Origin of the sequence: Alloalcanivorax xenomutans, assembly GCF_032810065.1 — a bacterium.
In the GTDB taxonomy this organism is placed as follows: domain Bacteria; phylum Pseudomonadota; class Gammaproteobacteria; order Pseudomonadales; family Alcanivoracaceae; genus Alloalcanivorax; species Alloalcanivorax xenomutans.
This window is the reverse complement of sequence record NZ_CP136538.1, coordinates 818,187-832,823: the sequence shown is the minus strand read 5'-3', so window position 1 is coordinate 832,823 and position 14,637 is coordinate 818,187. Positions and strand designations below refer to the sequence as shown.

The 14,637-nt window shown below is 62.3% G+C and carries 11 protein-coding genes; 6 read left to right on the top strand and 5 right to left on the bottom strand.

The genetic code is table 11. The features are described from left to right. Positions 1–5: 5 nt before the first annotated feature. The 6 genes from RYH70_RS03935 to RYH70_RS03910 all read left to right on the top strand — a co-directional run bounded on the left by RYH70_RS03935 (position 6) and on the right by RYH70_RS03910 (position 8,428). Positions 6–827, top strand: a complete 822-nt coding sequence (locus RYH70_RS03935) for a YiiX/YebB-like N1pC/P60 family cysteine hydrolase (RefSeq protein WP_022993828.1) — start codon at positions 6–8, stop codon at positions 825–827. A gap of 203 nt (positions 828–1,030) precedes the next feature. After that, positions 1,031–2,074 carry a methyltransferase domain-containing protein gene (locus RYH70_RS03930; RefSeq protein WP_116027634.1) on the top strand — a complete coding sequence of 348 codons (1,044 nt, stop codon included), beginning with the start codon at positions 1,031–1,033 and terminating at the stop codon, positions 2,072–2,074. Positions 2,075–2,093: 19 nt separating this feature from the next. After that, entirely contained in the window at positions 2,094–4,250 is a 2,157-nt protein-coding gene (locus RYH70_RS03925; protein ID WP_080530461.1) for an FAD-dependent oxidoreductase, read from the top strand. Positions 4,251–4,272: 22 nt separating this feature from the next. Next, a complete protein-coding gene (locus tag RYH70_RS03920; RefSeq protein WP_080530460.1) occupies positions 4,273–5,055 on the top strand; it encodes a DUF547 domain-containing protein in 783 nt (260 codons plus the stop codon). Between the two features lie 208 nt (positions 5,056–5,263). Then, complete coding sequence (locus RYH70_RS03915; RefSeq protein WP_317009799.1) at positions 5,264–7,324, top strand: TonB-dependent receptor; 2,061 nt, start codon at positions 5,264–5,266, stop codon at positions 7,322–7,324. Positions 7,325–7,339: 15 nt separating this feature from the next. Continuing rightward, positions 7,340–8,428, top strand: a complete 1,089-nt coding sequence (locus RYH70_RS03910; protein WP_284455942.1) for a PepSY-associated TM helix domain-containing protein — start codon at positions 7,340–7,342, stop codon at positions 8,426–8,428. 132 nt (positions 8,429–8,560) lie between these two features. Here the strand turns inward: RYH70_RS03910 and RYH70_RS03905 are convergent, their stop codons facing one another. The 5 genes from RYH70_RS03905 to dnaB are packed head-to-tail and all read right to left on the bottom strand — an operon-like array spanning position 8,561 to position 14,518. Further along, the gene (locus tag RYH70_RS03905) at positions 8,561–9,931 is read right to left on the bottom strand and encodes a TrkH family potassium uptake protein (RefSeq protein WP_022993834.1); all 1,371 of its coding nucleotides are present in this window, start codon (positions 9,929–9,931) and stop codon (positions 8,561–8,563) included. Continuing rightward, on the bottom strand, positions 9,928–10,578 hold the full coding sequence (locus RYH70_RS03900) for a potassium channel family protein (RefSeq protein ID WP_022993835.1): 651 nt from the start codon (positions 10,576–10,578) through the stop codon (positions 9,928–9,930). The genes RYH70_RS03905 and RYH70_RS03900 overlap by 4 nt, the downstream gene beginning before the upstream one ends. 52 nt (positions 10,579–10,630) lie before the next feature. Next, positions 10,631–11,998, bottom strand: coding sequence for a DNA repair protein RadA (gene radA / locus RYH70_RS03895; protein WP_317009798.1), 1,368 nt, complete (start codon positions 11,996–11,998; stop codon positions 10,631–10,633). A gap of 43 nt (positions 11,999–12,041) precedes the next feature. Continuing rightward, on the bottom strand, positions 12,042–13,106 hold the full coding sequence (gene alr / locus RYH70_RS03890; RefSeq protein ID WP_022993837.1) for an alanine racemase: 1,065 nt from the start codon (positions 13,104–13,106) through the stop codon (positions 12,042–12,044). A 20-nt stretch (positions 13,107–13,126) separates the two neighbouring features. Next, positions 13,127–14,518 carry a replicative DNA helicase gene (gene dnaB, locus RYH70_RS03885; protein WP_022993838.1) on the bottom strand — a complete coding sequence of 464 codons (1,392 nt, stop codon included), beginning with the start codon at positions 14,516–14,518 and terminating at the stop codon, positions 13,127–13,129. Positions 14,519–14,637 lie beyond the last annotated feature (119 nt).

Here is a 14,637-nt window from a genome sequence, read left to right as displayed (position 1 = left end):
GAATCATGGGTGTGCGCTGGTGGTTAGGCCGCTGTCTGGTGCGTTATCTGGCTCGTCCCCGGCCGCATCTGTCGCTGGCCCCCGCCACCGGGCTGCAGCGGCTGGCGGACACGGTGCAAGTGGGCGACGTACTGTTGGTGGAAGGCACCAGCCGTTTCAGCTCGGCGGTAAAATATCTGACCCAGTCCACCTGGTCCCATGCCGCTCTGGTGGTCGACACCGGCCCCTCACCGCAGCATTGCCGGCTGATCGAAGCGGATTTGGAACAGGGTGTACGCGAGGTTCCGCTTGATCACTATCGCGGCTTTCACACCCGGATCTGCCGAAGCGTGGGGCTCACCGCCGAAGACCTGGCGCGGGCGGTGAGCTACGCCCGTGAGCGGGTGGGATACCGCTATGATCTGCGCAATATCATCGATCTGGCCCGCTACCTGATCCAGACACCGCCCGCCCCCAGCCGCTGGCGCCGCCGCATGCTGGCGCTGGGCAGTGGCGATCCCACCCGCGCCATCTGCTCCACGCTGATCGCGCAGGCGTTTCAGTCGGTGCGCTATCCGATCCTGCCCGAGGTTGAATGGGAAAATCAGTGCGATCCGGCCCAACGGGGCTACTGCCGGGAAATCCTGCATATTCGACACTACAGTCTGTTCGCGCCAAGAGACTTCGACATTTCGCCGTATTTTCAGGTGATTAAGCCGTCTCTGCGGGGTTTCGATCCCTATCGGGTCAGCTGGTCACCGGAAAGCGCGGCGATGTCCGGCATCAGTCAGGGGGCCACCGGTGGACTTTACCGGCATGAAAGGCTTGGTCGATCCGCTCCACTGTGATTTTCTGTATACCGCAGACGGGGAAACAACGGGTTAAGCCTTCTTTACAGGGCTTCGCCGCCCCCCTGCCCAGGTGCGCAACATCCTCGCCCGGACGAAACCGTAACGGTCGTCTTCATCCGACAGACTAAAATTGCCCGGCGGTCCGTAACAACAACCGCCGCCGGGCATCCAATTCACGGAACCAAAGAAGGAAGACAGCGATGAGAGACGACGTTCAGGACTATTACGGCAAGCGCCTTTCCGGCAGTGGCGACCTGCAAACCAACGCCTGCTGCGACCAGACGCCTCCGGACTACCTCAAGCCGCTGCTGGCACGCCTCCATGACGAAGTGATCAGCCGTTACTACGGCTGCGGCCTGGTGGCACCGGCGGCTTTGCGCGGCGCCAGGATCCTGGATCTGGGCTGCGGCTCCGGCCGTGATGTGTATCTGCTCTCCGCCCTGGTGGGCGAGCAGGGCTCGGTGGTGGGTGTGGACATGACCGGGGAGCAGTTGGAGGTGGCCCGTCGCCACCAGGATTTTCACCGTGATCAATTTGGCCACGGCCACAGTAACGTTGCCTTTTTTGAGGGCTACATCGAGGAACTGGATCGACTGGATCTGCAGCCGGGCAGTTTCGACGTGGTGGTCTCCAACTGCGTGATCAACCTCAGTACCGACAAGGCGAAGGTGATCTCGGACGTCAAACATCTGCTGAAACCCGGCGGCGAGTTTTATTTCTCGGATGTGTACGCGGACCGGCGAGTGCCGCAGTCGCTCACCCAAGACCCGGTGCTCTATGGTGAATGCCTGTCGGGTGCCCTCTACTGGAATGATTTTCTCACTCTGAGCAAGCAGTGTGGTTTTGCCGATCCCCGGCTGGTGGAGTCCCGACGGCTGACCATCGACAACCCGGCCATCGAAGCCAGGCTCGGCGACATTCGCTTTTACTCAGCCACCTACCGTTTGTTCAATCTCGACGGTCTGGAACCCGCCTGTGAGGATTATGGCCAGGCAGTGATCTACAAGGGCACGGTGGAAGAACACCCCCACGGCTTCATGCTGGACGGACACCACTACCTGCCCACCGGCAAGGTCTTCCCGGTATGCGGCAACACCTGGCGTATGCTGTCGGAAAGCCGATTCCATTCCCACTTCGACTACATCGGCGATTTCAGTACCCACTACGGCATTTTTCAGGGCTGTGGCACGAGCTTGCCGTTCGAAGACACGCAGAGTTCCTCCAGCGGCGGAAGCTGCTGTTGAGGACACCGACGAGGTGACGATGACAGCGAAGAAAGGTTTTCTCCTGCTCCTGATTGCCGCGCTGGTGGCGGCGTTTTTCCTGTTCGATCTCGGCCAGTATCTGAGTCTGGACTACCTGAAGTCCCAACAGGCGGCCTTTCAGGAGCTGGCGGGAGAACACCCCCTGCGGGTACTCGGCGGTTTCTTCGTGCTGTATGTGCTGGTCACCGCCCTCAGCTTGCCCGGCGCCGCCATCCTGACTCTCGCGGCCGGCGCCCTGTTCGGGTTCTGGTGGGCGTTGCTGCTGGTGTCGTTCGCCTCCAGTCTGGGGGCTACTCTGGCGTTTCTGGCTTCCCGGTTCCTGTTCCAGGACGCGGTGCAACAGCGCTTCGGGGAGCGGTTGAAAAAGATCAACGCCGGCGTGGAAAAAGACGGCGCCTTTTATCTGTTCACGTTGCGTCTGATCCCGGTGTTTCCGTTCTTCGTCATCAACCTGTTGATGGGGCTCACACCAATCCGCACCGGCACCTTCTACTGGGTCAGCCAGCTGGGCATGCTGGCCGGCACGGCGGTATACGTGAACGCCGGCACCCAACTCGGACAACTGGAGAGCCTCTCCGGGATCCTCTCACCGGGGTTGATTGGCGCTTTTGCGCTGCTGGGCCTGTTTCCCTGGCTGGCGCGGCTGCCTGTCCGCCTTTGGCAGACACGGCGGATTTATCACGGGTATCAGAAGCCCCGCCATTTCGACCGTAACCTGGTGGTGATCGGCGGCGGTTCCGCCGGCCTGGTCAGCGCCTACATCGGCGCCACGGTGAAGGCGAAGGTGACCCTGGTGGAGCAACAGCGCATGGGGGGCGACTGCCTCAACACCGGTTGCGTGCCCTCCAAGGCCCTGCTCAAGAGCGCCCGCATCGCCCATCTGGAAAAGCAGGCACACCACTACGGTTTCCGTTCCATTGCCAACGAATTCGACTTCAGCGATATCATGGCCCGGGTACAGCGGGTGATCAGCAAAGTCGAACCTCACGATTCCGTGGAGCGCTATACCGGGCTGGGCGTGGAGTGCCTGCACGGCCATGCCCGCCTGATCTCCCCCTGGGAGGTGGAAGTGGATAATTCGACGGAGGGTAACGAAGGCACCATCCGGCTCACCACCCGGTCGGTGATCCTGGCCACCGGCGCGTCCCCCTTGGTGCCGCCGATCCCCGGCATCGACCAGGTGCGGGCGCTGACCTCCGACACGCTGTGGCAATTGAAGGCTTTGCCTGAGCGTCTTCTGGTGCTCGGCGGCGGGCCCATCGGCTGCGAACTGGCTCAGGCGTTTTCCCGCCTTGGCAGCCAGGTCACCCAGGTGGAAATGCAATCACGCCTGATGCCCCGGGAGGATGAAGACGCCGCCGCGTTCGTCACCGCGGCGCTGGAAGACAGCGGTGTGCGCGTACTCACGGAGCATAAGGCCCTGCGTTTCAGTGTGGAGAACGGCACCAGCCAGTTGCATGTGGAACACCGGGACCAGGAGTCCGTGCTGCCCTTCGACGCGGTGCTGGTGGCGGTGGGCCGGCGCGCCCATACCGAGGGGCTGGGCTTGTCGGCCCTGGGCATCACCACCCGGGCCAACGGCACCATAGAGGTGAATGAACGCCTGCAGACCCGCTTCCCCAACATCTATGCCTGCGGTGATGTGGCCGGCCCTTATCAGTTCACCCACACCGCCGCTCATCAGGCCTGGTACGCGGCGGTGAATGCCCTGTTCGGGCGGCTGAAATCCTTCAAGGTGGATTATCGGGTGATTCCCTGGGCCACCTTCACCAGCCCGGAAGTGGCCCGCGTGGGTCTGAATGAGGACGATGCGCGGCAACAGGGTATTCCCTACGAGGTGACCAAGTACGGTATTGATGATCTGGACCGGGCCATCGCCGATGGCGTGGATCAGGGCTTCGTCAAGGTGCTCACCGAGCCCGGCAAGGACCGTATTCTTGGCGTCACTATCGTCGGCGAATCCGCCGCCGAACTGATCAGCGAGTATGTGCTGGCGATGAAGCACGGACTGGGGCTGAACAAGATTCTTGGCACCATTCACATCTACCCGACCCTGTCGGAGGCCAATAAATACGCCGCGGGGGAATGGAAAAAGAACCACAAACCGGAGCGTCTGCTGCGCTGGGTGGAACGTTTCCACGCCTGGCAACGCTGACCGCCGCAACGGAGATTTCCCCATGCGCCCCGTGATCGTCACTCTGCTGCTGCTATTCACCGGCATCGCCCAGGCCTTCGAACACGCCACCTGGGACGCCCTGCTCAATGCCCATGTGCAATGGGTGCGAGGTGGCGTCACTTCACAGGTGGATTACGACGGTTTCGCCACCGACAAAAAACGTCTGGAGCACTACCTGGACAGCCTGAGCGCCGTATCCGAACAGCAGTTCAGGCGCTTCGACCAGGATCAACAACTGGCTTTCCTGATCAACGCCTACAACGCCTTCACGGTAAAGCTGATCCTCGATCAGAAGCCGCGCCCGGATTCCATCCGCGATATAGGTTCCCTGTTTTCCGGGCCCTGGGATCAGCGCTTCTTCGAGCTGCTGGGTGCTCCCCGCACCCTGGATGAAGTGGAGCATGACCTGATTCGCGGCAATCCGGAGCTCATGGATCCGCGCATTCATTTTGCCGTGAACTGCGCTTCGGTGGGCTGCCCGGCGCTGCGCCCGGAAGCCTACACCGCCGAGCGACTGGATCGGCAGTTGGAGGACAGCACCCGCCGCTTCCTGTCCGACCGGCAACGCAACCGCTATGACGCCGATCGAAACCGCCTGGCGATCTCCCCCATTTTTAAATGGTACCGGGATGATTTCGCCGACGCGGCCGGCACGCTCCACCGCTGGCTGGCCCGCTACCATGCTCCCCTGGCGCTGTCCGAGGACACCGCCGAAGCACTGCGGAGAGGCATCCTGGACCTGAGCTTCATGTCCTATGACTGGTCCCTGAACAGCGCCCGGTGACGCCGCTGGGCACGCATTGTCCTAGCACTTTGGTACCGCTGTTTTAACCATTCGGCAATAGACAACGATTCTCATTTGTCTTAGTGTCAGCGCCCGTCCTTACAAACGATACATAACTCTCACCAACAAAAAAGGAGAACGCCCATGCGCCCTCTCCGCTTCGGCGTGCCTGTCTCTCTGCTGTCACTGACCCTGGCCCCCCCTGGCCATGGCCGACAACGATCCTCACAAACTGGATGCCGTCACGGTCACCGCCAGCCGCTCCCAGGGGGAAGTGGGTAAAACACCACAGAAAGTCACCGTGATCACCCGCCAGGAACTGGAAGATCAACTGGCCATCACCGGCGACCAGGCTCAGGTACTCAGCAACCTGATTCCCGGCTATGCGCCGAGCCGGCAGAAACTGAGCAATGCCGGCGAGAGCTTCCGGGGCCGCAATCCATTGTTTCTGGTGGACGGCGTGCCCCAGTCCAATCCATTGCGTGACGGCAGCCGTGACGGCTACACCATTGATCTGTCCATGGTGGAGCGCATCGAGGTGATTCACGGCGCCAGCGCCGAGCACGGCCTGGGGGCCACCGGCGGCATCATCAACTTCGTCACCCGCCGCCCGGAAGGCGACCGTGTGCGCCAGCACGCCGGCGTCAGCGTCAGCGCGCCCACCGACTATGAGTCCGACGGCCTCGGCTACAAAGCGGACTATCGGGTGGAGGGGCTGCATGGCAAATGGGACTACCTGGCCGGCGTCACCTACCAGTCCCGCGGGCTGTTCTATGACGCCAACGGCGATGCCATCGGCGTGGACAACACCCAGGGCGATATCATGGACTCCGAAAGCCATGACGTGATGGTGAAAGTGGGCTACTGGTTCGACGACAACCAGAACCTGCAATTGACCGTGAACCGCTTCTTCCTGGAAGGGAATCACGACTATGTCATCGAGAATGGCGTTCGAAGAAACCGGACGCCCACCACCTCCGAAAAAGGCGATCCGGAGGGTAAACCCACCCGTAACGAGGTGCTCACCACCAGCCTCAACTATCACAATCTGGATCTGGCCGGGAACGACCTCCAGCTTCAGCTTTACACCCAGCGGTTCCGCGCCCGCTACGGTGGTGGCACGTTCGATACTTTTCAGGTCGACCCGGAGGCCCTCGGTGAAGACAGGATCTACGATCAATCCCAGAACGAGTCCGACAAGGTCGGTGGCAAAATCACCCTGAACCGGGACGGCCTCTTCAACGGACGGGTCAAACTCACCACCGGCCTGGACGTTCTGCAGGACGAGACCAGTCAGGTACTGGTCCACACCGATCGCGAATGGGTACCAGAGACCCGGTTCCAGAACATCGCTCCTTTCTTGCAAGGGGAATGGCGCGTTACCAACCGCCTGACCGCCCAGGCCGGGGTCCGCTATGAGTACGCCAAACTGGATGTGGATGACTTCACCACCCTGGCCTACTACGGTGATGACCACAAACAGGGCAATCGCGTCGTTGGTGGCGACCCCAGCTTCGACGAGACCTTGCTCAACGGCGGTCTGACCTACCAGATCACGGAGGGCTTGCAATTGTTCGCCAACTACTCGGAAGGGTTCGGCATGCCGGACGTCGGCCGTGTGCTGCGTGCCATTGGCGACGATGGCGCGCGAGTGGATGACTTTCTGGATCTGCGCCCCATCGTCACCGACAATCGCGAAGTGGGGATTCGCATCAATCAGCACCCGGTGACCTTCGAAGCCAGCTACTTTGAATCCGACTCGGACCTGGGCGCCCGGCTGGCCGACAATGGCAGTGGCTTTTTCGAGGTCAAACGGGAAAAAACCGAGATCAACGGCGTGGAAGCCCGGGTCGGCTGGCAGGTGGAAGAAAACCATCATCTCAGCGCCAGCTACGCTCACACCAGCGGCAAATACGATGGCGACGACGACGGCCATTTGGAAAGCCGCCTGGATGCCCGCAATATCGCCCCGGACCGTGTGACACTGCGCTGGCAGGCCCGCTGGACCAGTCGCCTGCGCTCTCAAATTCAGGGCTCCCATTATTTCAGCCGTCACTTCGATGACGACAACACCAACTTCGACGGCTACAACCTGGTGGATCTCTCCCTGGTCTATCAACTGCCCAAGGGCCAACTCTCCGGCGGCATCGAGAATCTGTTCAACGAAGACTATTTCACCTACTACTCGCAGAGTGCCACCAACCGCGAGGATCAGTACTTCAAGGGACGCGGGCGCGTGATTACGGTAGGCTACAGCCTCGATTTCTAAGGACCGTCATTCCCCATGCGCAGGCTGATCTTTACCCTGCATCTGTACGCCGGTCTGGGCTCGGGCCTGTTGCTTGCCCTGATCGGCGTCACCGGCAGCCTGCTGGTGTTTTATCCACAGCTGGATCAATGGCTGACGCCGGCGCTGACCACGCCGGCCTCCACCGCCACCCCTTTGCCGCTACAGGACATTCTGTCACGGGCCAGCGATGCCGTGGATGGCGCCGAGCCTCGCCGGCTCTACCTGCCCGGCACCAGCGGCGACTACCATCTGGTCCGTTTCGATACCCCACCGGACGCGCCGGGGCCCTTGCAGGTGAACGTGGATCCCTACACCGGCAAGGTCGCCGCCGTGCGGACCTGGGGGGCGTATCCGATGACCTGGATCTACCGTCTGCATTACACCCTGCTGGCCGGTACCACCGGCAAGTACGTGGTCGGCGTATGCGGCATTCTGCTGGCGCTGTTCGCGGTTACCGGGGTGTATCTGCGCTGGCCCAAACGTGGCCGCTGGCGGCGCGCTCTCGCCATCGAACGCGGCAAGGGCCGCTTCCGTTTCTATTTCGACCTGCACGGCGCGCTCGGTCTGTATTTATTTCCGGTGCTGATGGTGGTGGCGCTGTCCGGGGTGTTCATGGTGTTTCGCGCGCCGATCACCAGCGCCGTCGCCACTCTGGCCACCGTGACGCCGGCACCTAATCCCCGGTCGGTGCCATCGGCGTCCACCCCGGTGACTCTGGACCAGGCCGTCGCCGCCGCGGCCCCGGTCTTCCCCGGAGCCCGGTTGAGCCGGGTCTACCTGCCACGCTCCCAACGGGACAGCTACCGGCTGGCTTATGTCCTGCCCGAATCCAACTGGCAGCGCTACGCGGCCAGTTCGGTCTGGGTGGATCAATACAGCGGCGAGATTCTGGAGGTGTGGGACGAACGCAAACTGGGCGCCGCCGATACCGTGCTGGCCTGGCAGTTTCCCCTGCACAATGGCGAGGCGCTGGGGCTGCCCGGACGCTGGCTGGTGTTCGTGTCCGGCGGGCTGCCTGCTCTGCTGTTCGTTACCGGGGTTTATTTGTGGTGGCGCAAACGGCGGCTGAAGCGGCGGCGCTGAGCGCCCCTCGCCGTCCCGTAAATTCAAAAACGTCGGAGATATGAAATTAGAGGTCGCTACAAGGCCCTATTCGCCAGCAGGGCTGGCTCCTACACATGTAGGAAAGGACCGCAATGAGCGCCATTCAAACCATCAGCCAATTTGCACGCGGTCCTCGACGTAGCGCAATTTCGGTATTTGCGGCCGCGCCAGCGAGAACGCCAGAGCCAGCGGTCCGATGCGGCCCATGAACATCAGCATCATCAGCACACACTGGGACGGCCAGGACAGGTCCCCGGTAATGCCCCGGGACAAGCCCACTGTCGAGAACGCTGAAAACGCCTCGAACAACACGTCCATCACCGCCAGCCCCGGCTCCAGCACCACCATCAGGAATCCGCTCAACGCCACCGCAAGCAGGCTCAGCATCACCACCGCCTGGGCCCGGAATACCGACTCCACGGCAATGGCGCGCCGGAACACCGTGGGCCGCTGACGACCGCGCAAGAACGCCCTCGTGGCCAGCAGCATGACCATGAAAGTGCTCACCTTGATACCGGAAGCGGTGGAGTTGCTGCCACCGCCGATGAACATCAGAAACATGATCAGCAAGACCGTGGGCGCCATCAGGCCGCCCATGTCCACGGTATTGAAACCGGCGGTGCGGGGTGTCACCGCGGTGAACCAGGCGGCCCAGAGCCGGCCGGATTCCGGCAATTCCCCCAAGGTGCGGGCATTGTTCCATTCAAAACCGAGCACCAGAAACCAGGCGCCGAGACACAGAACCAGGGTGCCGGCCAGGGTCAGCTTGCTGTGCAGGGAAAGCGTGCGCCATTGCCGTTTGCGCCACAGATCCAGCAGCACGGTGAAACCCAGACCACCGATAATAAACAGCGCGGTGATCACCAGGTTGACCATGGGATTGGCGGCCCATCGTGACAGGCTGTCCGGCAGTAAAGCGAAGCCGGCGTTGTTGAACGCCGAGACACTATGGAAAACACTGAACCACAGGCCCCGCGCCACCCCCAGCTCCGGGATCCAGACCACACTCAGCAACCCCGCTCCAATGGCTTCCATGACCAACGCCAGCAACGCGGTGTGCCGGACCAGCACCAGCATATCCGCCGGCGAGGTTTGGTCGGTGGCCTCGCGTACCAGCCGTTGGCCGCGCAGTCCCAACCGGCCACCCAGCGCCATCAGCGTCAACGCGGCGAAAGTCATCAGGCCCAGGCCGCCCAGCTGCATCAATCCCAACACCACCGACTGGCCAAACGGGCTGAGATGAGAACCGGTGTCCACCACCACCAGGCCGGTGACGGTAACCGCCGAGCAGGCGGTGAACAGGGCCTGGAAGAGCGTCAACGGCGGCGTGCCGGATACCGGCAGCCATAGCAAAACCGTGCCGATCACGATCAGCAGCAGGAAGCTGCCGGCAAGAATCGCCGGTGGACTGTAACGCCAGGGATGACGCAGGGACAGGACCGCCTCGGTGCGGCCCCTGAGTCCGGGAAACCAGGTTCTCATAAACTCTCGGAGAATCGGCGCAGGGCCGGTTCTTCACCGAGCAGCACCAGATGATCGTTGCGCTTCAGCCGTTGATGCGGACTCGGTTGCAAATCCACGTTCTGGCCATGTTTGATGGCCAGCAGACGCACGCCAATCTCCTCGATCTTGAGATCCGACAGCGGGCGATCCTCCAGCACTTCGCCGGGGCGGATCTCGATAACGAAGTAGTTATCCCCCAGGCTGATGTAATCCAGCATATTGGGGTGGGCCATGGTCTGGGCGGCACGCAATCCCATTTCATATTCGGGATGCAGAACGCGGTCGGCACCGAGCTTTTCAACGATACGGTGATGGACCGGCGTAATGGCTTTGACCCACACTTCCTTCGCTTCCAGGGATTTCACCGCCATGGTACAGAGGATACTGGCCTCGATATGTTCGCCGATGGCCACCAGCACGGCATCGAAACTGGGCAGGTCCAATTCACGCAGGGCGTCCTCGTCGGTGGCGTCGGCGATCACCGTCTGCGTCAGTTTGTCGACCAGACGATTGGCCTGGCTCTCCCGATTATCGACACCCAGTACCTGATGCCCCAAACGCATCAGTTCCAGCGCCACGGCTTCGCCAAAACTGCCCAGCCCAAGCACGGCGAATTGCTTTTTCATAACGGCTCCCTTGTCCCGGACCCAATGTCAGAGCGTGATGCCGGGTTTCTCATCACAACTGCTCCAACGCTTCCGCCAGAGTGCTCACCGCGATCAGTTCCACCCCGTCCGGCAGGTTGCGCGGCTGATTGGATTTGGGGATCACGGCGCGGCGAAAACCATGTTTGACCGCCTCGTATAGCCGTTCCTGGCCCTGCGGTACCGGACGGATCTCTCCGGACAAGCCGATTTCCCCGAACACCACCAGATCCCGTCCCAACGGCCGGTCGCGGAAGCTGGACACGATGGACAGCACCAGAGCCAGATCAGCGGAGGTCTCGCCTATTTTGACGCCGCCGACCACATTGGCGAACACGTCCTGATCGCCGACCTGGATACCGCCATGACGGTGCAGCACCGCCAGCAACATGGCCAGCCGGTTGGCTTCCAGGCCCACGCAAACACGCCGGGGGTTGCCGAAATGACTGGCGTCCACCAGCGCCTGCAGTTCCACCAGCAACGGCCGGGTACCTTCCCACACCACGGTGACCAGGGAACCCGGCGCGATTTCCTCGGCGCGGTTGAGGAAAATCGCCGACGGATTCTTCACTTCCTTGAGCCCCTCGCCGGTCATGGCGAATACGCCCAGCTCATTGACCGCGCCGAAGCGGTTCTTCAAACCGCGCAGAGTGCGAAAACGGGAATCGGAGGAACCCTCGAGCATGAGTGAGCAGTCGATCATGTGCTCCAATACTTTGGGCCCGGCCAGGGTACCGTCCTTGGTGACATGGCCCACCAGCAGCAGCACGGTGCCGGTCTGCTTGGCGAAGCGGGTCAGCGCCGCCGCGCACTCGCGCACCTGAGCCACCGAACCCGGCGCCGATTGCAGGCCGGCCAGATACATCACCTGAATGGAATCCACCACCAGCAGGCGCGGTTGTTCCTTGCGAGCCAGCTCGATGATGCGCTCCACATCGGTTTCCGCCGCCAGCCGCAGCTTGTCCTTGGGCAGCTTCAGACGATCGGCGCGCATCGCCACCTGGGACAGCGATTCCTCGCCGGTGACATAAAGACAGGAATGAGCGTGGGCGAGCCGGCACAGCGTCTGCAACAACAAGGTGGACTTGCCGGCACCGGGATGCCCGCCGATCAGGGCGGCGGAACCGGGCACCAGCCCCCCGCCGAGCACGCGATCCAGCTCGCCCATGCCGGCGCTGATGCGCGGGGTTTCCTCGAGGACGATTTCATCCAGGTTGCGCACTTCCGCCAGTTGCCCGCTGAAGCCACCGCGGCCGGCGGAGCCACCGGCACGGGACGGGGCGCTGTCCACCACGAACTCCTGCAGGGTATTCCATTGCCCACAAGCCGGACATTGGCCCTGCCATTTGGGGAAATCCCCGCCGCATTCGGTGCAGACAAAAGCGGTTTTCTTCTTCGCCACGGACTCTCCTCGACGCCGGGTTCGGGGGCGGCGCCCCGCGCAGTCAGCCGACCACCCGCTCCGGCCGGGCGGTGATCTGACAGAATAACTCGTAACTGATGGTGCCGCAGGCCGCGGCCACCTCATCCACGGAAACGGTGTCTCCCCACAGCTCCACTTCGTCGCCGACTCGGGCCTCGAGGCCATCCAGTCTCACCGTGATCATGTCCATGGAAACGCGGCCGACCAGCTCTGTGCGACGGCCGTTCACCGCCACCGGCGTGCCATTGGGAGCGTGGCGCGGGTAGCCGTCGCCGTAGCCCACCGCCACCACGCCGATGGTGCCACTTTCCGGGGCACGCCAGGTGGCGCCATATCCCACTGTCTGTCCGGCGCCAATGGGATTCACGGCGATCAGACGGGCGCTGAAGCGCTGGGTCGGGCGCAGTCCCAATTCACTGGCGGAGCGCCATGGAAACGGCGATGAGCCATACAGCATGATGCCGGGGCGGACCCGCCGCCGGCGCGCCGCCGGGTAGCGGATCAAAGCCGCGGAGTTGGCGGCGGTCACCGGCAATAACAGCTCCTCGGACAGTGCCAACACTTCCGCCAGCTGCCGTTCACTGAGCGGATCGTCCTGCTGATCGGCGCAGGCAAAGTGACTCATCAGGCCGAGCAGACGCACACCGGGAATGGCCCGCAGTATCGCCGCCTGTTCCCGCGCCTGCTCCGGCACCATGCCCAACCGGTTCATGCCGGTATTGATTTTCAACCAGACACCCAGGGGCGCCGGCCGTTTGCTTAACAGGGCCACCTGCCAGGCGGCGTGCACCACCACTTCCACATCCAGACGGGCCGCTTCCGCGATCTCCTCTTGATCGAAGAAGCCCTCGGCCACCAGGATCGGCTCGCGGGCGCCGTGTTCACGCACCGCCCGGGCCTCCTCCATCAATGCCACGCCCAGGCCGTCCACCTGGCCGGCCACGGCATCGGCGGCCAGCGTGAGACCATGGCCGTAGCCGTTGGCTTTAATCATGGCGAACACCTGGGCGCCATCCGCCAGTGTCCGGGCTTGGCCGGCGTTATGGGCCAGAGCCGCAGGCCGTATCTGTAACCGGGTACCGCGCATGATGTTCTCTCCCGCCCCGGCTATTCGTTGTCCTGATACTGCTGGTAGTACTCCGGCGCCAGATCGTCGAAGCGGGTGAACTCGCCGCGGAACGCCAGCCGCACGGTACCGATGGGCCCGTTCCGGTGCTTGCCGATGATGATCTCGGCGATGCCCTTCTCCGGAGTGTCCTTGTTGTAGACCTCGTCACGATAGAGGAACACGATCAAATCCGCGTCCTGCTCGATCGCCCCGGATTCCCGCAAGTCGGACATCACCGGCCTTTTGTTCGGGCGTTGCTCCAACGACCGGTTCAACTGCGACAAGGCGATTACCGGGCAGTTCATCTCCTTGGCCAGCCCCTTGAGGTTCCGGGAGATCTCCGAGATTTCGTTAACCCGGTTATCGGCGCCGGGCACCTGCATCAACTGCAGATAGTCGACCATGATCAGGCCGATCTCCCCCCCGCATTCCCGCGCCACCCGGCGCGCCCTGGCGCGCATTTCCAGCGGGCTGAGCGCGGCGGTGTCGTCGATGAAGAACTTCTGTTCACTGAGCATCTGGATCGCCGAGGTAATACGCGGCCAATCGTCCTGCTCCAGACGCCCGGAACGGATCGCGCCCTGATTGATGCGGCCCAGGGAGGACAGCATCCGCATGACGATGGCATCGGCGGGCATTTCCATGGAGAACACCAGCACCGGCTTGCCCGCCTTGATCGCCACGTTCTCGCACAGGTTCATGGCGAAGGTGGTCTTACCCATGGACGGCCGCCCCGCCACCACCACCATGTCCGACGGCTGCAGACCCGCGGTCATCTTGTCCATTTCCTCGAAACCGGTGGTGACCCCGGTCAGGGAATTCTTGGTGCGGTACAGCTCGTCGATGCGGTCCACCGCTTTCTTCAACACCGATTTGATGTTCTGCGGACCAGAGCCCTTCTTCTGCTGTTCGGCGATCTCGAAAATCGACGACTCGGCGGTATCGAGGATTTCCAGGGAAGGCTTGCCCTTGGGATTGAAAGCCAGATCCGACACTTTGTGCGATACCTGGATCAGCTGCCGCAAAATACTGCGCTCGCGAACGATCTCCGCATAGGCGTTGATATTGGCGGTACTTGGCGTGTTGCGGGCCAGTTCCGAGAGATAGGTGGCACCGCCCACGTCGTCCAGCTCGCCACGATGAGTCAGGGCCTGGGAAACGGTAACCAGATCGCTGGGCTTTTCCTCTTCCACCAACTGGCCGATTACCTGGAAGATCAGCCGATGCTCTTTGCGGTAGAAGTCCTTTTCACCGACCCGCTCGGCAACGTCGTCCCAGGCCTCATTATTGAGCAGCAGCCCGCCCAGCACCGCTTGTTCCGCTTCCACGGAATGGGGAGGTATACGCAGGCTGTCGGGAAGATGGTCATCCAACGCAAGAGACTCGTTCATGGTGGGTCCGTTTTGATTCAAAGACTCGGAGAAAGGGTGATACGAATCGGGACATCATATAACAAAAAGGCACTGCCCGATGGTCGGACAGTGCCTTGATTGTGTCACCGCGCCCCGGG